This is a genomic window from Agathobaculum massiliense (assembly GCF_900291975.1).
Lineage (GTDB): Bacteria > Bacillota > Clostridia > Oscillospirales > Butyricicoccaceae > Agathobaculum > Agathobaculum ammoniilyticum.
The window spans coordinates 1910994-1927801 of record NZ_OMPN01000001.1; the positions used below are offsets into that span (position 1 = coordinate 1910994).

Consider the following 16808-nt stretch of genomic DNA (forward strand, 5'->3'; position numbering starts at 1 on the left):
AACGGAAAAAGGGCGGAAGCCATAGCGGCTTCCGCCCTTTTAGTTGAACACCTCGTCGTCCCGTGCGGCGAACATGCGCTGCACGCGCGCAGATAAGGTTGGATAGCCCTCCAGACGCGGATCGGCGGCAAGAATGGCCTCGGCCTCCTCGCGGGCGGACTGCATGAGTGCGAGGTCGGCCGCGAGATCAGCAACATGCAGCGCAGGCAGGCCGTGCTGCCGCCGGCCGAAAAAGTCGCCCGGCCCGCGCTGGGCGAGGTCGGCGCGCGCGATCTCGAACCCGTCGCCGGTCCGGCACAGGATTTTCAGGCGTTCGCGGGCAGATTCTCCCTTGTCCGCGCCGAAAAACACGCAGTAGGACTGCCGCGGCCCGCGCCCGACCCGCCCGCGGAGCTGGTGGAGCTGGGACAGGCCGAAGCGGTCCGCGTCCTCCACTACCATCAGGTTGGCGTTCGGCACGTCCACGCCGACCTCGATCACGGTCGTGGCGACCAGGATATCATACTGCCGCGCGGCGAAATCGCGCATCACCTGCTCCTTGTCCGCGTTTTTCATGCGGCCGTGCAGCACGGCAACGCGGCGGTGCGGCAGGGCGGCCTGCAGGTCCTTTGCGTGCTGCTCCGCGCTTTTGAGGTTTAATTCGCCCTCCTCGACCAGCGGGCAGACGACGTAGGCCTGCCCGCCTGCCGCAATCTGCTTGTCGATAAAGGCGGTGATGCGCCGGCGCATATTTTCTCCCACCGCGTAGGTCTCGACCGGACTGCGGCCGGGCGGCAACTCGTCCAGCACGGATACGTCCAAGTCGCCGTACAGAATGAGCGCGAGCGTGCGCGGAATGGGCGTAGCTGACATGACCAGCACATGCGGCGTTTCCCCCTTGGCCGAAAGCGCGGCGCGCTGTGCCACGCCGAAGCGGTGCTGCTCGTCCGCAATGACCGCGCCCAGCCGGTGAAAGGCCACGCCCTGCTGGATGAGCGCGTGCGTGCCGACCACGACCTGCGCCGCGCCGGTTTCGATTGCGGCGAGCGCGGACCGCTTCTGCGCCGCGGTCATCGAGCCGGTGAGCAGGGTGCAGGAAATGCCCAGCCGGCCCAGCAGGGGGGCGAGCGTTTCCGCGTGCTGGACGGCGAGGATCTCGGTCGGCGCCATGAAAGCGGCCTGCCAGCCGTTCTGCGCGGCCAGGGCGCACAGCGCTGCCGCCACGACCGTCTTGCCCGAGCCGACGTCGCCCTGCACCAGCCGGTTCATCGGCCTGCCGGAGGCGCAGTCCGCCGCAACCTCCCCGATCGCGCGGCGCTGCGCGCCCGTGGGGGCGAAAGGCAGCGCGTCCAGATAGGCGTCCAGCCCGCCCTGCGCGAAAAGGATGCCGGAATCGGCGCGGCGGCGCTCCTTGAGCTGCTGCAGGCCGCAGCACAGCAGGAACAGCTCCTCGAACACCATGCGGCGGCGCGCCTCGGCAACTTCGTCCGCTGTCTGTGGGCGGTGGATGGCGGCCAGCGCGTCGGCCGCGTCCGGCAGGCGGTATTTGGCGCGCAGCACCTCGGGCAGCGGGTCGGGCCAGTCGCCCGGCACGGCGGCGAGCGCGGCTTCGGTCACGCGCTCCAGGTCGCGCTGGGTCAGCCCCGCGGTCAGCGGATAGACCGGCACGATGCGGCCTGGGTGGTCCGCGTCCGGCGCGACCTTTTCGGACTGGGGCGAAATGAGCGTCCGCGCGCGGCCAAAGCCCTGTATGCGGCCGTAAAACACATATTCCTGCCCCGCGCGCACCAGCGCGGCGGCGTAAGGGTTGTTGAACCAGGTGACGTGCAGTAAGCCGGACTCGTCAAAAATCGTGCATTTGACCAGCGTCAGCCCCTTGCGGATGCGGCTGAGCTTGGGTTCGGTACCCACGACCGCGCGGACGGTGTATTTGTCCTCCGCGCCGATATCCGCGATGCGGGTGATGCGGGTGCGGTCCTCATAGTCGCGCGGATAGGTCTCAAGCGCGTCGCGCAGGGTGCGGATGTGCAGTTTTTCAAACAGCTTCGCCTTTTTCGGGCCGATGCCCTTGACGAATTGGATGCTGTCGTCCAGTGCCGGCATAGGCGTCGCTCCTTAATATTCCCGATAGACCGCTTTGACCACGCCGAGGATCTGGCAGCCCGTACCGTTGATAGGCGGGTAGGCCGGATTTTCCGGCATCAGCCATACGCCGTCCTGCGTGAGGTTCAGCGTTTTGCAGGTGGCCTCGTCCTCCAGCAGGGCGATGACGATATCGCCGCTGCGAGCCTGCGCGTCCTGCCGGACGATGACGAGGTCGCCGTCCAGGATGCCGGCGCCGGTCATGGAATCGCCGCGGATGCGCAGGGCATAGTATTCCCCGCCGCCGGCCGCCGGCTCGAACGGGACGTATCCGATATGCTCCTCCACCGCAAGGATGGGCAGGCCGGCCGTTACCCGCCCGAGGATGGGGACGCGCGGCACCATGGACGGGCCGCTGACCGGCGTCAGCGCGCGGGATTTATGGTCGCTCGGCTCGAGATAGCCCGCCTCCTGCAGCTTTTTCAGATGCGCGTGTACGGTCGAGGGGGAACGCAGGTCCATTTCAGCGCAGATCTCTCGCACGGAGGGCGGGTAGCCATGCTCCAGGGAGAATTCGCTGATATAATCGAGGATGCGCTGCTGTTTTGGGGAAATTTTTTTCATGGGGTCTGCACTCCTTCACACCTTGCCTGAAAGGAACATACGTTCGCATTTTCTTCATTATACCGTATTATGGCGGGAAAAGCAAACATTTGTTTCTATTGTTGCCGGAAATTTATAGATTCATGACATGCTTTCCGCATTTTGCTTGTATTTACAGGGCATTTGATATAAAATATAAGGTAAGTAACCAGACAGCCAACCAATCACAGGGAGGGTTTTCTATGACGATCAAGACTGATCTTGGATATATCGAAATCACAAACGAAGTGCTGGCCGGCATCGCGGGCTATGCGGCTTCCTCCTGTTTTGGAGTGAAGGGCATGACCATCCGCTCGATGTCGGACGGACTGGCGCACCTGCTCGGACGGGAGAACCAGTCCCGCGGCGTTAAGGTGGCCGAGGCACCGGACGGCGGCGTCGATATCGACCTGCACATCGCGGTGGAACACGGGGTGAACATCGCGACCGTGTGCCGCTCGATCATCGGCGAGGTGCGCTACCATGTGGAGCGTCTGACCGGTGTAGACGTAAAAAACGTGGACGTTTATGTGGAGAGCATTCGCGCGGACTGATAAGCAGGGGGTGCAGACCCCTGTATCCCCATACCGCCGCCGTTCGCGGGGCGCGGACGCGGTCTGAAAACAGAGATTAGGGAGAGTATGCATATGGCAGATCAGAAAATAGACGGCGCGCTTTTCAAATCCATGGTGATCGAGGGCGCGCTCGCCATTGCGGAAAACAAGGAGCGCGCCAATGAACTGAACGTGTTCCCCGTACCGGACGGCGATACAGGCACCAATATGTCCATGACCATGGCGTCCGCCATGACCGAGCTGGACAAGCTGGAGGAGCCGACGCTGGCAAAGGCTGCGGACACGGCCGCCTCCGCGCTGCTGCGCGGCGCGCGCGGCAATTCGGGCGTTATCCTGTCGCTGCTGTTCCGTGGCATGGCGAAAAAGTTGCGCGAGGCGGAGCAGGTGGACGGGCGTGCGCTGGCGCTCGCGCTGCGTGAGGGCGTGGACACCGCCTACAAGGCGGTCATGAAGCCGGCCGAGGGTACGATCCTGACCGTGTCGCGCGTATCCGCCCAGCACGCGGTCGAGGCCTGTCAGGCCGATTCGGCGCTGTCCGCAGAGCAGGTGCTTTGCGCAGTCCTCGAACGCGGGCGGGAGGCGCTCGCGGAAACCGTACACCAGAACCCCGTGCTGGAAAAGGCGGGCGTGGTGGACGCGGGTGCGTTCGGCTTCCTGACCATCCTGGAGGGCATGCTGGACGGGCTGCGTGGCGTCCGCAAGGAGCGCGCGGCCGCGCAGCCGGCGGCGAAGGCCGCCGCGGACTTCGCCGCCATTGCGGACGAGGAGATCACGTTCACCTACTGCACTGAGTTCATTGCCGCGCGCAAGGACAAGGCCCGCAACGTCGGCCGCCTGCGCGCGATCCTGAGCGATATTGGGGATTCGCTGGTTGTAGTGGAGGATGACGACATCGTTAAGGTGCATGTGCATACCGACCAACCGAACAGAGCGCTGGAGGAGGGGCTGAAATTCGGCCCGCTGCTCACGGTCAAAATCGAGAACATGCGCGAGCAGCACACCGCCAAGGTGATCGAGGGTACGGCGGACGCGCCGGCCGAGCGCGTGATCGCCCCGCCGGAGAAAAAATACGGCTTTGTCGCGGTCGCGGCGGGCGACGGCCTGAAAAATGTGTTCACTGACCTGGGCGTGGACATGGTCGTGCAGGGCGGCCAGACCATGAACCCCTCGACCGACGATATCGTGCGTGCGGTGGACGCGGTGCCGGCGGAAACCGTGTTCGTGCTGCCCAACAATAAAAACATCATCATGGCGGCGGAGCAGGCCGCGCACCTGGCGGAGGGCAAAAAGCTGGTGGTCGTGCCGACCCGAACCATTCCGCAGGGGATTTCCGCGATGCTCGCCGCCGATCTGGACAGCGAGCAGGACAGCGGCCTCGCGGCGGCGATGGCCGACGCGGCGGCGCAGGTGCGCAGCGGACAGGTGACCTACGCCGCGCGCGACAGCGAGTTCGACGGAAAGAAAATCAAACAGGGCGAATACCTGTCTCTGTGTGAAGGCAGGCTGTGCGCGAGCGGCCGCGAAAGCGTGGTGCTTAAAAAGCTGGTGCGCGAGATGGTGACCGACGACAGCGCGTTCGCCACCGTGATCTACGGCGAGGGCGTCAGCGCGGAGCAGGCCGCCGAGGTGGAGGCGTTGCTGCGCCGCGAGAACAAGGATATGGAGATCTCGGTCATCGACGGCGGACAGCCGGTGTACTATTATATCCTGTCGGTAGAATAAAAAACAGCAGACGCCTCCCGTCGGGGGAGGCGTTTTGTTTGGAGAAGGACCATGTCAGTATTCGATATTTTCAAAAAGCTGGACGAGCAGAAAGCCGCGCAGGCGGCGGGGCCGGTGGAATGGCTGGTCGTCGGCCTGGGCAACCCGGGCAGCAAATATGACAACACGCGGCATAACGCGGGTTTCCGCGCGCTCGAAGGCTGGTGCGCGCGCAGCGGACGGAGGATCGACCGCATGAAATTCAAGGCTCTGGTGGGCGAGGCCGCGCTCGGCGGCAGCCGCGTGCTGCTGATGAAGCCGCAGACGTTCATGAACCTGTCCGGCGAGGCGGTGCGCGACGCGGCGGCGTTTTACAAGATACCGCCCGAACGCATCATCGTGCTGTCGGACGACGTGTCGCTCGACGTGGGTACGCTGCGCGTGCGCGCGAAAGGCTCCGCGGGCGGGCAGAACGGGCTGAAGAACATCATCTACCATCTGGGCAGCGAGGATTTCCCGCGCGTCAAGATCGGCGTGGGCAAAAAGCCGCATCCTGATTACGACCTGGCGGCCTGGGTGCTGGGCAAGTTCACTGCGGACGAGCAGAAAGCCATCGACAAGGCCTGCGCGGACGCGGTGGAGGCCGCGGCTTGCATCATTGCGGAAGGCTGCGCCGCCGCCGCGCAGAAATACAACGGCAGGCGACTGTGAAAACAGCGTCCGGACCCGCAGGTCCGGACGCTGCTTTTATTCGGCCGAAAGCACGAACGACGGGTTCTCTGCCGCCGCGTCCGCCAGGACGCGCAGCAGCAGTTCGCCGTAGTTCCCCATGTTGTCAACCAGCTTTTCCGCGTGCCGCAGCGTCAGCCGCGCGGGCGGGCAGGCGGTCAGCAGGTCGTAAAGCGCGTCCAGCGTGCGCCCGTAATCGGCCGGAAACCCGAACGCCTTTGCCAGCGCGTCATGCGCCTGCGCGCGCGTATACAGGGTTTCCGCATCCAGAAGCAGCTCCCTCATCTTGTCCATTCCCCCAAATATGAAAAATGCAGGCCCGTTCCGGAAACGGGACGTCCGGTTTTCAGCCTATTCCGCGCGCGGGCCGGAAACAATGATCTCCGTCGGGCCGTCTGCGCCGCCGATCACGCCGACCGAAACGGCCTGCGCGCAACCGGCCAGCAGCGCAGCCGTACCCAGCAGCGCCAGCAGGAGGCATACCGCCTTTTTCATTCCGCACCTCTCTTCCTATGTCGCGTTCGGATAGAACAGGATATACAGCTTGTGATAAAATTCCTGCCCGCGGCCCCCCTCGATGCCGCGCAGCTTGCCGTCTACAAACACAAAGCCGTCCGCGTTGACGCTGATTGAGCTGCCGTTTTCAAAGGTGACGGTCAGGCGGTTGGCGGTCAGCTTATCATCGCCGGGCTGGAAAAAATGCGGATAGGGCGTATAGGTGTAGCCGCCGAGCAGGTCGGTATAGGAAGCGATCTGTTTTTCATCCGTCACTGCGGGGAGCGAGGTGTCGTTTTCGCTCAGCATCAGCGACGCCTGCACGCCCTTGCCCGCGATATCGGTAAAGGACTGGTGATAAAATTTGATGTACAGCATGCGCCCCGCGATGAACAGGAGAATGACCAGCAGGGTGCCGCAGAGCGCAAAACCAAGCGCTGTCGATTTACGCATGATACTTGCTCCTTGATCCGTAAAAATATGGCTTTTGTCCATATCAGGACACTATTAGCATACCGTAAAACCGGAGGGCTGTCAATGTTCCAAACTGTAAACAAAGTATGACTTGACAGGAAAATTCTACTGATGTAGAATAAGGCTGGAAAAAGGTTTTACAACCGTAGAAAAAGGGGTGGGACTATGGACGAAATCAAACGCCTGCCGGATGCGGAGCTGGAGGTCATGCAAACGATCTGGGCGCTTCAGCCGCCGGTGACCGCGGCCGAGGTGCAGCAGAACGCGCCCAAGGAGTGGAAGCCGACCAGCGTGCTGACCTTCCTCTCCCGACTGTGCGAAAAGGGCTTCCTGCGGTGCGAAAAGCAGGGGCGGCAGAACTATTATACGCCGCTCGTTCGGGAGGAGGCATACCTCCAGCGGGAGAGCCGCAGCTTTGTGCAGCGCCTGTGCGGCGGCTCGGTGAAAAATCTGGTGGCGAGCCTGTCGGACGCGGGCGCGCTGACCGAGCGGGATATCGACGAGCTGCGTGCCTTTCTGGACGCGCAGGGGCGGTAAGGACAGGAGGGGTAGGATATGGCACAGAATGAATTGCTGCTGGGGCTGGCGCAGGCCGGCCTGACGGTGTCGGCGGTCGCGCTCGCGCTGTTTTTGCTGCGCAGGACGCTGAAAAAACGCTATCCGGCGCGGGCGGTCTGCGTGATCTGGGCGCTGCTGGCGGTGCGGCTGCTCTTTCCGGTGCAGCTCACGCTGCCCGACCCGCCCATACAGCTCACGCCGCCCGAGAGGACGCTGTATGTGACCTATCATCAGGATGAGACGCAGGCGGCGGGTGCGGCGCAGGACGGTGTGGCGCAGCCCTCACTGCCGCGAGGCGCGTGGATGACCGAAAGCGAGTTTACGCAGAGCGTACAGGTGCAGGAGAACTGGAAAAGCGCCATTCATGTGGACGGTGTGCTGGCGCTGGTCTGGCTGACCGGCGTGCTGTACAACGTGTTTTGGCAGGCGCGGGATTACCGCCGCTACATCCGGCGCCTGAAGGAAGCTTCCGCGGATGTGCAGAGCGAGGCGCTGCACGGCATTTTCGAGGAGCAGAAGCGCTCGCTCGGCATCCGCCGCGCCATTCCGCTGTGTGTGAGCGGTGCGGCGGACTGTCCGATGCTCGCGGGATTTGCCGAGCCGGTGTTGTGGCTGCCGCAGGAAGACCTGTCCGAAGAGGACGCCATGTTCATCTTCCGGCATGAGCTGACGCATTATAAGCGTGGCGACCTGTGGCTCAAGCTGCTGCTGGTGGCGGCGCGGTCGGTACACTGGTTCAATCCGCTGGTGCGCCTGCTGACGCGCTTTGCACAGGAGGATATCGAGCTGGCGTGCGACGACGCGGTGGTGCGCGGTATGGACGGGAGTCAGCGTCGCGCTTACGGGGAAACCATCCTGCGGTCCGCGCAGGCACAGGCGCAGCGGCGGGCGCTGGTGTCGTGCTTCACGGGGGATAAGGAAACGCTCATGCGCCGCTTTGAAGGGCTGTTCGACAAGCGCGCGAAAAAGCGCGGCGCTGCGCTCATTGTGGCTGCGGCGGTGCTGGTCGCCTCGCTCGGCTGCGCGGTGTCGGTAGGAGAGAGTAAGGAAAAATTGACAGAGGAAACGCGGCTGGAGATTGCGGAATGGTGGGCAGCGCAGATACACGAGCATATCAACGGCGAAGCGGAGCTGCTTGCCAGCACAGCGGTGCTGCGCGGGGAGGAAACCTATGCCGTAGCTGACCTGCTGCTGATAGAGGAACAGGGAAACATCCCCTATCGGGCGGTGCAGCAGTTGGATTTTCAACGCGATATGGACGGCAAATGGATGATGAAAAGCGCAAAGCCGGTTGCACGGGATGGCGTGACCTCGCTGGAAGAATTCCGCATCCTGTACGAAAACGACCTCGGACTGCCGGAAAACACTGGGACGGCATCGGACGACGCTGCGGAGCAGTGCAGAGAGATTTTGCGGCTGTCCGGCGGCAGCACGGAGGTCGTCCGCCGCTGGGACGTGACCAACGACGGTGAAAACGACCTGGCCGAGGTGCGGCATACCTTTGACAATGGCGAACAGCTCAGTATCATTATGGCGGCCGGTCAGCCGCAGGACTATACCTACGGCGGCGGGGAAAACGCCCGTACCGCCGCCGACCTCGCGCAGCAGTACGCGCGCGCGGTGGCATATAAGTCGGTGTGGCCGCTGTATCCGGTGCTGTCCGAACAGGAGCAGCAGGCGCTGGTGCGGCAGCAGCAGCACCTTGCCGGCAGCGAGGACGAAAACGCCGTATGGTATACCAAATACGGCGGCTCGTCGCCTTCCTACCGCAATTATGTGATCGTACCGACCGAGGAGGCAAATACCTGTGTCGCGGTGTTCCAGATGTACGGCGGCGGCACGACCGATTACCGCTCCGCGATTGCAATTACCGCCGGTGAGGAAAACGGCCGCAGGGTCATTTCCAAAATGCAGCGGTGTGACGATCACCTGTCGTTCATACAGGATCAGCTGGCAGGACAGGACGCGGGCTATACCATGCGTGAGATATTTGGCCTGTATTATGACTCAGGCCTGCCCTGGCCCGACCTGCAATACGGCAATACCGGGGAAACGGTAGTTAATGCCTCGTTTTATAATGGCGGCCCGATCACTGATCTGGAACAGCCGCTGACCGCAATCGAAAATATCTTCGGCTATTTCGGTGAAACATACGAAGAGATGGAAGGCAACACAACATACATCCGGATGCGGACATGGCTCACCGCCGAACTGGTTTCGCAGACGGATACCGAAGCCGTCGTGCGCCTGCACTTCATCGACGGCAGCCCGTCCGTTGACGTGCGCATGGAGAAGACCGAGGGTTATTGGCTGCCGGTCGGGCTGGCGGAACCGCTTGACGGGGGCTTTGCCGCCACGGGGGGCGGGGTAAGCCTGCCCGTGGGCGAGACCACCGAGCAGGCGGTGCGCAACGCCGCGGGCAGCATCCCGCTGCTGCGGGCAGGCGACACCATCGAGCTTTTGTTCGACCCCACGCCGGCTGGCGAGGTCACGATTGCGGACGCGGTCGTCCGTGAGGACGGTGCGCGCCAGTACGACGAGCGGGTGACCGAAACGGACAGCTTTTCCTATACGGGCGGTGCGGCCAGCATGTCGTACAGCTATCCCGTGGAACATATCACGGCGGAGGCGCTGTCCTCGACGCAGCCGGCTGATGTGTACCGCGGCGTGACCGTGTCCTACACGGCGGCGGATGGAACGGCGCATACCGCCGCATTCGTATTCCGCATAGCGGGCGGCGCGGCGGAAGCCAGTCGCACAATCGACTCCACCGCTTATGTGAACGACGTCTACGGCTATACCCTCACCCTGCCGGCGTGCTTTGTCGGGCAGGGGTATGTAACCGAGAAGGATGGCTGCGCCATGTTCGGCCTGAAAAACGCGTGGCCGGAAGCGACCTCCGACCCGTATGGGGCGGGTACGGTGATGATGCTTGCCGTAGAAGCGACAGACTATCTGCAATCTACCTTTGGCGAGGACTGGCCGGTACCCAGCAAGACGCTGGCCGAGCGCGACGGGCTGACCTATTACCTGACGTTTGCGTCCGACGTGCAGTATGATACGCAGGACAGGGACATCGCGGCCGCGTATCAGGAGATGGATCAGGCCGCGTGGGCGCTGGACGGCGGCTCGCTTACCATCCATGCGCCGGACGAAGCCCAGCGGCGGGCGCGCATGGAAACCTATCTGAACGGTGTGGCGTTTCTGGATGGGCTTGCGCGCTATACGCGGGACTACGACAGCACGATCTGGACCGAGCGTGACACGGTCGGGATAGACGGCGGCAGCGCGACGGTGGCGTATGAGCTGTGGGACAGGCAGCACCGCCCATACCGCGCGGTGGAGGCGCTGGAGGCCTCCGACAAGGGCGGTTATCACCTGACCCGACAGGAGTGGTTGCTGGATGAAACCACGCCGACCGATTCGCTCGAACGCTTCCTGCTGCGGTACGACAACAGCGGGCTGGGCCTGCCGGAGTTCAGCGAAGCGCGGGTGCGCGCCCTGCTGGCGAACGCTTCGCTCACCGCCCTGCGCGATCCGGCGCGGGCGATGGAATGGACGCTCGGCCTGTCGGGCGGCACGGCGGGCGACCGCATTGTGCATCCGGTGAAGCAGGGCGAAAGCTGGGTCTATACCTTTGCGGACGGCGGTCAGGTGCGCGTCGGCATGAGGGCCGTGCGGCTGGGGGATGCGGTGCAGCCCATCTACCTGCCGGTCTGGTGGTCTTTGGACACGGCGGGCGGCTCGGGTTGGGAATTCGACCCGTACAGCTACATGATGCGCAAGGAAACAAACGATTTTTCCGGCTGCACCGTGGAGGAGCTGGCGTATTACCTTAGCCTGTCGGACGGCGCATATGCCGAGAATATCCTGCATGAACTGGACCTGCAGTGGCGCTGGTCGCCGCAGGAGGTGGAAAACGCGGTTGCGGGCAACGATATCGCGCGCGCGGCCTGGGAACGGCACCGCGGCAGCTTTGAAGCGCGGTTCCCGCCGGATGAGATTGAGGCCGCGTACCAGGCCGTGCGCGATTACACGGCGGCAAATGGGTTTTCGGTCGAAAACCTGCGCTATGATCCGGCCAGCGAGCGTGCATGGTCGGAAAACATTATGGAAAGCGGCGTGCTGCGGGACAACGTGCAGGAGGACGGCCTGACGATCGACAATGTAATTACCGTCATAGGCGACGCGCGCTTCGGCGAAGGCGCATGGCGCGACAAGGCCGACGGTTACTCGTTCACCCTGTACCGCGGCGCAGACGGCAAGTGGGTGCAGGAGGATGGTGCCTTTGGCTACTGACCCGATAAACCTTAGCGAATCCTTTGCGGGTTTCCGCTTGACACCCCAGCGGGCCCGATGGTAAGATATCCTTAAACAAAGGGGAGTAGTCGGCGCGGCATGCCGCGCGGCAGCGCCAACAAGCATGGCGGGGCGTGCGATCCCGTTCTGGCTGTTGCCTGAAATGACCAGACCTGCGTTTTCCTGTGGGAAGACGCAGGTCTGTTTGTCTTTCCCAGAGGCATCCCAGGTCCGGAAAGCGGCGTCTGGAATGGAGATTCTGCCATATATTATGTATAGGGGGCGGTAACGTGGAATTTTTGTATGAGGGCCTGCTTTCGATCACTTGGCAGCAGGTGGTGATGTACTGCGTCGGTGGGTTCCTGATCTGGCTGGCGATCGAAAAACAGTATGAGCCGTCGCTGTTGCTGCCCATGGGCTTCGGCGCGATCCTGGTCAACCTGCCGCTTTCCGGCGTGATCGACCAGATGACGCAAGGCGTGGGCGAGACAAACGGCATTATTCAATGGCTGTTTGAAGCCGGCATCGAGGCGAGCGAGGCGTTCCCGCTGCTGCTGTTCATCGGCATCGGCGCGATGATCGACTTCGGCCCGCTGTTGGCAAACCCCAAGCTGTTCCTGTTCGGCGCGGCGGCGCAGGTCGGCATTTTCCTGACCATCATCGCGGCCGCGCTGCTGGGCTTCGACATCATCGACGCGGCCTCCATTGGTATCATCGGCGCGGCGGACGGGCCGACCTCGATCCTGGTGTCGCAGGTGCTCGGCTCGCGCTATGTCGGCGCGATTGCGGTTGCGGCGTACAGCTATATGGCGCTGGTGCCGATCATCCAGCCGTTTGCGATCAAGCTGGTGACGACAAAGAGGGAACGCGCGATGAAAATGCCTTACGCGGCCGGTCAGGTCAGCCGCCGCACGCGCATCCTGTTCCCGATTGTGGTGTCGATCGTCGCCGGACTGGTCGCGCCCGCGTCCGTGTCGCTGGTGGGCTTTTTGATGTTCGGCAACCTGATCCGCGAGTGCGGCGTGCTGGAGAGCCTGTCCAAAACCGCGCAGCATGAGCTGGCCAACCTGATTACCCTGCTGCTGGGCATTACAATCTCGTTCTCCATGCGCGCGGCGCAGTTTGTGACAAAAGAAACGCTGCTCATCCTGTGTCTGGGGCTGATCGCGTTCGTGCTGGATTCAATCGGCGGCGTGCTGTTTGCCAAGGTACTCAACCTGTTCTGCAAAAACAAGGTCAACCCCATGATCGGCGCGGCAGGCATATCGGCCTTCCCCATGTCCGCGCGCGTGATCGAGAAGCTCGGCATGCAGGCCGACTGCACCAACCACCTGCTGATGCACGCGGTGGGCGCGAACGTCGCGGGTCAGATCGCCTCGGTCGTGGCCGGCGGCGTGATCCTTGGATTTTTCATGTGAGAAAGGGGCGCGTAAAGGATGAATGAAGCTGTATGGACGGCGATTGCCCTGCTCGGGCAGGGCATGGCGGGTATTTTTACCGTGCTGATCGTGATTGCCCTGATCGTGGCGCTGATGGGGAGGCTGGATAAAAACAATAAAACTTGACCGCAGAAAGGCTTGCAAACCCCGTCCTGTTCTGGTATAATAATCAGGTAACCAAATGAATGGGGTTGTAGCTCAGCTGGTCAGAGCGTTCGCCTCACACGCGAGAGGTCGTGGGTTCGAGCCCCGCCAACCCCACCAGTGAAAAACCGTCACGAAAGTGACGGTTTTTTGTGTTTTCGGGAACTTTTCAAGGCTCTCCCCTTTTGCGGTTCTGGTTTTCCCGTATTCGCGGTTTTTCGACAAACCGGATAAAACGGACGCGAACGCAGGCAAATGACAAAATGCGTTGCAAATGTGTTGCAAAATATCACGCCTCTTTGGCTGCTTCGTGCAGGCCGAGCTGGGCGATGTCGTCCACGTCGACGTGGTCGTAGATATTCGCTGTGGTCGTGATGCTGGCGTGTCCCATGAGATATTGCGCGGTTTTCAGGTCGACGCCCTGACGGCGTAGGTTGGTGCAGTAGGTGTGCCGGAGATAGTGCGGCGTGATCGCCGGGTCGAAAGCGTGCTCGATGATCTTGTTTCGGTACAGCTTGGCACCGGCCTCCCTGTCGCATGCGCGGTGGAAGCTGCCCCACATGCGGCGCAGATGGGTGAGCGTGAGCATCCTGCCGTTTTGCCCGTGGAAGAAATAGCGGCCGGAGGTGTCCAGCTGTGCGAGCAGCGCGGGCGGCATGGGCAGGTACCTCTCCCCTGCCGCTGTTTTTGTGGCTTTGCGCTTGGCCTGATTGCCCTCGGCGTAGGTGACGGCGCTGCTGATCCGCAGCATCGTGCCGCCCTTGCACAGGTCGGCCTTGCCGATCGGTACGGTCTCGCCGCGCCGCAGGCCACAGTCCAGCATGAGCAGCACCCACGGCCCCGCCCAGTGCCGGGCGGCCACCTTGCGGACGAGCGCTTCCTCCTCCCGGGTCAGCGCGCGCCGCGCTGCCTTGCCGGTCGCGGTGTTCTCAATGCGGCGGCATGGCGTGACCTCGATCAGACCATTGATCTCGGCCTGCTCGAAGATCTGCCGCAGCGTGTACAGGATCTGCCGCACCGTGCCCTGCGCCAGCGGCTGGCCGTCCTCGCGCCGGGCATCGTTGACGAGCTGCTGCAGGTGGTAAGGCCGCACGGCGGTCAGCGCCATAAAGCCGATCACCGGCAGGATATGGCGGCGCAGGTTGGTCTCGTAGTTGATGCGCTGGCTCGCGCCGATCTTCGGCTCTTTGTAGGTGTGATACCACTGCCACGCCCACTGCTCGACTGTGAGCGACCGGCCGACGATCTGCACGCCGTGGGCATTGAGGTTTTGGTAGTAGCGCACCTTTTGCTCAAAGACCGCTTTGTTGTTCTCGCGGATATACTTGCGGATCGGCTTGCCGTCCGGCTTATGCCCGACCGTGATCGCCTTGACGTATTTGTAGGTGTATTTTTTCTTGGGCTTTTCGGGCATGGCGGTTATTCCTTCACCAGCTTTTGGTTTTCTGCGTCCCATTTGTACTTTTCTGTTTGCTCTTGATAATCGTTATTTGCAAAGCGAAATACCAGCTTTATACCTTCGCCGGTAATATTATCGATGCCAAGGCTGCAGTAATATTGGTATTCTTTAGCCGTCATTTCGAGCTTGTCTTTATCCGTATTATCAAGTTTTCCCCACTTTGCTTCACAAAATAAGATGTTTTGGTCGGAAGAATCGTTATAGTTCCCGTGGAGGAAAGCAATTGCCCGTTTGTGAATCAGGATATCCGGACGTCGCTCGCTGTTAGAAGAGTCGGTTTTTGAATCCGACCCATGCCTATTGTATTCACAGTCCACTCGGTAACCTGCTAATTCAAAGCGCTCAAAGTCTATGCCGGTGAGATTGTGTCGTAATTGATCGCGCAGGTGCATGGCAAAACGAGTGGTCAGCGCAGCTTCATGCACATGAATGTTTTCCGGGTTGCAGAATAATTCGTTGTCGTAACGGTATAAGCTTTTCAGTGCTGCAAGGATATATTTCTTGAGGTTCTTTTGCATGATTTCTGCGATGTCGTGTTCTGTCATTTGCGTTCGTGGTGCTCCTTTCTGAAACAAAACATTTGTTCGGTTTGCAGGGGCGTAAAAATGCAGACCACAAGAGAATGGTGTTCGGTTGTGGTCTGCGGGTTGATTAGAGGATACCGGCTTCGGCGTCGTCGACGGCATCCCAGAAGTCATTCTCATTTACGATGACAACATGGGCACCCTGCTTGCGCAGGTTCATCGCTTCTTCGATTTTACGGCCATAGCAGGCATACGCCCAGCATGGATTGCCGGAGTTGCCGACAACGAGGTAATCCGTCTTGCTGGAAACAGATTTTTTCGCCTTTCCGCCAAGTTCGGTCACCTTATCAAGCAGGTCTTTCCGCTGGCCGCGGTTGAACTCGCCGGTAAAGCAGAAGGATTTGTCTTGAAATGTGATCTCAGGACAGGACGCGCAGATACCGGCAACGCAATATTGCTCGCGCAGGTTGACGTATTCCTGTTCGGTCAGGTTCAGCGAGTCCTTAAACTCGATGATCGTGCTCAGAAAGGCCAGCAGTGTATTGCGTTCGTCCTCCGTGATTTTATGATCGGCCATAATGGAGGAGAGCAGGCTGTTGATCTCGTCGAAAGGATATGTACCGGCCAGAAAATCATTGGCGTTGATCCACGCATACAGTGCTTTAATTTCTGCATCGCCTAACGTGTTGTCGGCCATCATGCCATGGATCATGCCGGCAAGGAACTGGATCGACGAGGTGATCTCGTCGTAGTATTTCCCGCTGGAGGCAAAGCTGCTGCACACCCAAAGGATATCCTTGGACTCTTCCTCGGTAATCACGCCATCTGCACAGGCGTTTTCTATGATAGGGAGGATCTCGGAGAAAGGGTGACGGTCGCGCAGCGGCGCATGCAGCTCGCACCAGTGGGCAAGTTCTGCGATCTCGTCAGTCTGCACGGTCGTGTCGGTAGCGATGCCTGCAACGATACCGCGCAGCATATTGATCGCTTTGTGCAGCTCAGCAGGGCCGGTAAACATACGATAATCCTGATCCATAAATATCCCCCTTAAAGATTGACAAATTTAGCCAACTTTGTATAATGGTGTTGGAGGATTGTGTGAAACACTCCACCTTTGCCCGTTCCGGTGCGTCACCACTGGGGCGGGCGCTTTTTGTGTCCAAATTGAACACCTGTATTTTGTGAATTTTTACTATATATTGAAATTGCTCTTGCCAAACGTCAAGATAAAGTGTATTATTGGGAATACAAACGCTTGTTCGGTTTTTGGAAGGAGCGAAAGCATGACGGATCGAGAAAAACAACTGATAGAGCTGATACGGAAATCAAATGATCCGTCTGCCGCGATGGAGAAGGTCATGAATTTTCTTTCTTCTGATCAGTCTCCAGCATCCGAAGCGCGGCCTCCTGCAGAGCAGGAGAGACTTTCCTGAAGCGCCTGAGGAGTTCGGCTTCCTCCGTGCTTAGTCCTGCGTCCTCATAAGAGGGCGCTTTTTTTATGTCTGTATTACCAAGGATGTAGTCGATGGATGTATTAAATATCTTTGACAATTCACGAAGTGCATCCAAATCCGGTTCGGATCGGCCAGTTTCCCATGTGGACACGGTATTTTGTCGGACTTTAAGCTGATTCGCAAGGTCAGCTTGGAGAATACCGGCTTCCAAACGAAGTTCTTTAATCCTGTTCATTGTTCCACCTCGTCAATAT

General features: G+C 60.7%; 16 protein-coding genes and 1 tRNA gene. 8 read left to right on the forward strand and 9 right to left on the reverse strand.

Annotation, left to right across the window (positions count from 1 at the left end):
* Positions 1–39: 39 nt before the first annotated feature.
* Complete coding sequence (gene recG / locus DBQ51_RS09700) at positions 40–2082, reverse strand: ATP-dependent DNA helicase RecG (RefSeq protein ID WP_107631426.1); 2043 nt, start codon at positions 2080–2082, stop codon at positions 40–42.
* A gap of 12 nt (positions 2083–2094) precedes the next feature.
* Positions 2095–2685, reverse strand: coding sequence for a transcriptional repressor LexA (gene lexA / locus DBQ51_RS09705; RefSeq protein ID WP_054327375.1), 591 nt, complete (start codon positions 2683–2685; stop codon positions 2095–2097).
* A gap of 221 nt (positions 2686–2906) precedes the next feature.
* Here lexA and DBQ51_RS09710 point away from each other — a divergent pair, with 221 nt between their 5' ends.
* The 3 genes from DBQ51_RS09710 (at position 2907) to pth (ending at position 5690) form a co-directional block, all read left to right on the forward strand.
* Complete coding sequence (locus DBQ51_RS09710; protein WP_054327376.1) at positions 2907–3257, forward strand: Asp23/Gls24 family envelope stress response protein; 351 nt, start codon at positions 2907–2909, stop codon at positions 3255–3257.
* Positions 3258–3350: 93 nt separating this feature from the next.
* Positions 3351–5000 carry a DAK2 domain-containing protein gene (locus DBQ51_RS09715; RefSeq protein ID WP_107631427.1) on the forward strand — a complete coding sequence of 550 codons (1650 nt, stop codon included), beginning with the start codon at positions 3351–3353 and terminating at the stop codon, positions 4998–5000.
* 51 nt (positions 5001–5051) lie between these two features.
* Positions 5052–5690 carry an aminoacyl-tRNA hydrolase gene (gene pth / locus DBQ51_RS09720; RefSeq protein ID WP_054327377.1) on the forward strand — a complete coding sequence of 213 codons (639 nt, stop codon included), beginning with the start codon at positions 5052–5054 and terminating at the stop codon, positions 5688–5690.
* Positions 5691–5726: 36 nt separating this feature from the next.
* On the opposite strand, the gene DBQ51_RS09725 is transcribed toward pth, so the two are convergent.
* The 3 genes from DBQ51_RS09725 to DBQ51_RS09730 form a co-directional block, all read right to left on the reverse strand.
* Entirely contained in the window at positions 5727–5993 is a 267-nt protein-coding gene (locus DBQ51_RS09725; protein ID WP_054327378.1) for a barstar family protein, read from the reverse strand.
* A 66-nt stretch (positions 5994–6059) separates the two neighbouring features.
* Positions 6060–6203 (reverse strand): sodium ion-translocating decarboxylase subunit beta, encoded by a 144-nt coding sequence (locus DBQ51_RS16575; protein WP_147573789.1) that lies wholly within the window; start codon positions 6201–6203, stop codon positions 6060–6062.
* A gap of 15 nt (positions 6204–6218) precedes the next feature.
* Positions 6219–6656 carry a hypothetical protein gene (locus DBQ51_RS09730; RefSeq protein ID WP_054327379.1) on the reverse strand — a complete coding sequence of 146 codons (438 nt, stop codon included), beginning with the start codon at positions 6654–6656 and terminating at the stop codon, positions 6219–6221.
* Between the two features lie 186 nt (positions 6657–6842).
* On the opposite strand from DBQ51_RS09730, the gene DBQ51_RS09735 reads away from it, so the two are divergent.
* From DBQ51_RS09735 to DBQ51_RS09750, 5 genes are all read left to right on the forward strand, one after another.
* Positions 6843–7214, forward strand: coding sequence for a BlaI/MecI/CopY family transcriptional regulator (locus tag DBQ51_RS09735; protein ID WP_054327380.1), 372 nt, complete (start codon positions 6843–6845; stop codon positions 7212–7214).
* 18 nt (positions 7215–7232) lie between these two features.
* Positions 7233–11534 (forward strand): M56 family metallopeptidase, encoded by a 4302-nt coding sequence (locus tag DBQ51_RS09740; protein ID WP_107631428.1) that lies wholly within the window; start codon positions 7233–7235, stop codon positions 11532–11534.
* Between the two features lie 290 nt (positions 11535–11824).
* Complete coding sequence (locus tag DBQ51_RS09745) at positions 11825–12952, forward strand: sodium ion-translocating decarboxylase subunit beta (protein ID WP_107631429.1); 1128 nt, start codon at positions 11825–11827, stop codon at positions 12950–12952.
* Positions 12953–12970: 18 nt separating this feature from the next.
* Positions 12971–13099, forward strand: coding sequence for a hypothetical protein (locus tag DBQ51_RS17365; RefSeq protein WP_256435173.1), 129 nt, complete (start codon positions 12971–12973; stop codon positions 13097–13099).
* A 61-nt stretch (positions 13100–13160) separates the two neighbouring features.
* Positions 13161–13237: transfer RNA gene (locus DBQ51_RS09750), tRNA-Val, on the forward strand.
* Positions 13238–13406: 169 nt separating this feature from the next.
* On the opposite strand, the gene DBQ51_RS09755 is transcribed toward DBQ51_RS09750, so the two are convergent.
* The 4 genes from DBQ51_RS09755 to DBQ51_RS09770 form a co-directional block, all read right to left on the reverse strand.
* Complete coding sequence (locus tag DBQ51_RS09755) at positions 13407–14531, reverse strand: tyrosine-type recombinase/integrase (protein WP_159068140.1); 1125 nt, start codon at positions 14529–14531, stop codon at positions 13407–13409.
* A 5-nt stretch (positions 14532–14536) separates the two neighbouring features.
* Entirely contained in the window at positions 14537–15121 is a 585-nt protein-coding gene (locus tag DBQ51_RS09760) for a hypothetical protein (RefSeq protein WP_107631431.1), read from the reverse strand.
* A gap of 106 nt (positions 15122–15227) precedes the next feature.
* The gene (locus tag DBQ51_RS09765; protein ID WP_107631432.1) at positions 15228–16136 is read right to left on the reverse strand and encodes a BRCT domain-containing protein; all 909 of its coding nucleotides are present in this window, start codon (positions 16134–16136) and stop codon (positions 15228–15230) included.
* Between the two features lie 320 nt (positions 16137–16456).
* Complete coding sequence (locus DBQ51_RS09770) at positions 16457–16789, reverse strand: helix-turn-helix transcriptional regulator (protein WP_107631433.1); 333 nt, start codon at positions 16787–16789, stop codon at positions 16457–16459.
* Positions 16790–16808: the final 19 nt, after the last annotated feature.

Coding starts and splice junctions, on each gene's coding strand:
- recG (WP_107631426.1), bottom strand. CDS start 2,082: ATGCCGGCACTGGACGACAGCATCCAATTCGTCAAGGGCATCGGCCCG.
- lexA (WP_054327375.1), bottom strand. CDS start 2,685: ATGAAAAAAATTTCCCCAAAACAGCAGCGCATCCTCGATTATATCAGC.
- DBQ51_RS09710 (WP_054327376.1), top strand. CDS start 2,907: ATGACGATCAAGACTGATCTTGGATATATCGAAATCACAAACGAAGTG.
- DBQ51_RS09715 (WP_107631427.1), top strand. CDS start 3,351: ATGGCAGATCAGAAAATAGACGGCGCGCTTTTCAAATCCATGGTGATC.
- pth (WP_054327377.1), top strand. CDS start 5,052: ATGTCAGTATTCGATATTTTCAAAAAGCTGGACGAGCAGAAAGCCGCG.
- DBQ51_RS09725 (WP_054327378.1), bottom strand. CDS start 5,993: ATGAGGGAGCTGCTTCTGGATGCGGAAACCCTGTATACGCGCGCGCAG.
- DBQ51_RS16575 (WP_147573789.1), bottom strand. CDS start 6,203: ATGAAAAAGGCGGTATGCCTCCTGCTGGCGCTGCTGGGTACGGCTGCG.
- DBQ51_RS09730 (WP_054327379.1), bottom strand. CDS start 6,656: ATGCGTAAATCGACAGCGCTTGGTTTTGCGCTCTGCGGCACCCTGCTG.
- DBQ51_RS09735 (WP_054327380.1), top strand. CDS start 6,843: ATGGACGAAATCAAACGCCTGCCGGATGCGGAGCTGGAGGTCATGCAA.
- DBQ51_RS09740 (WP_107631428.1), top strand. CDS start 7,233: ATGGCACAGAATGAATTGCTGCTGGGGCTGGCGCAGGCCGGCCTGACG.
- DBQ51_RS17365 (WP_256435173.1), top strand. CDS start 12,971: ATGAATGAAGCTGTATGGACGGCGATTGCCCTGCTCGGGCAGGGCATG.
- DBQ51_RS09755 (WP_159068140.1), bottom strand. CDS start 14,531: ATGCCCGAAAAGCCCAAGAAAAAATACACCTACAAATACGTCAAGGCG.
- DBQ51_RS09760 (WP_107631431.1), bottom strand. CDS start 15,121: ATGACAGAACACGACATCGCAGAAATCATGCAAAAGAACCTCAAGAAA.
- DBQ51_RS09765 (WP_107631432.1), bottom strand. CDS start 16,136: ATGGATCAGGATTATCGTATGTTTACCGGCCCTGCTGAGCTGCACAAA.
- DBQ51_RS09770 (WP_107631433.1), bottom strand. CDS start 16,789: ATGAACAGGATTAAAGAACTTCGTTTGGAAGCCGGTATTCTCCAAGCT.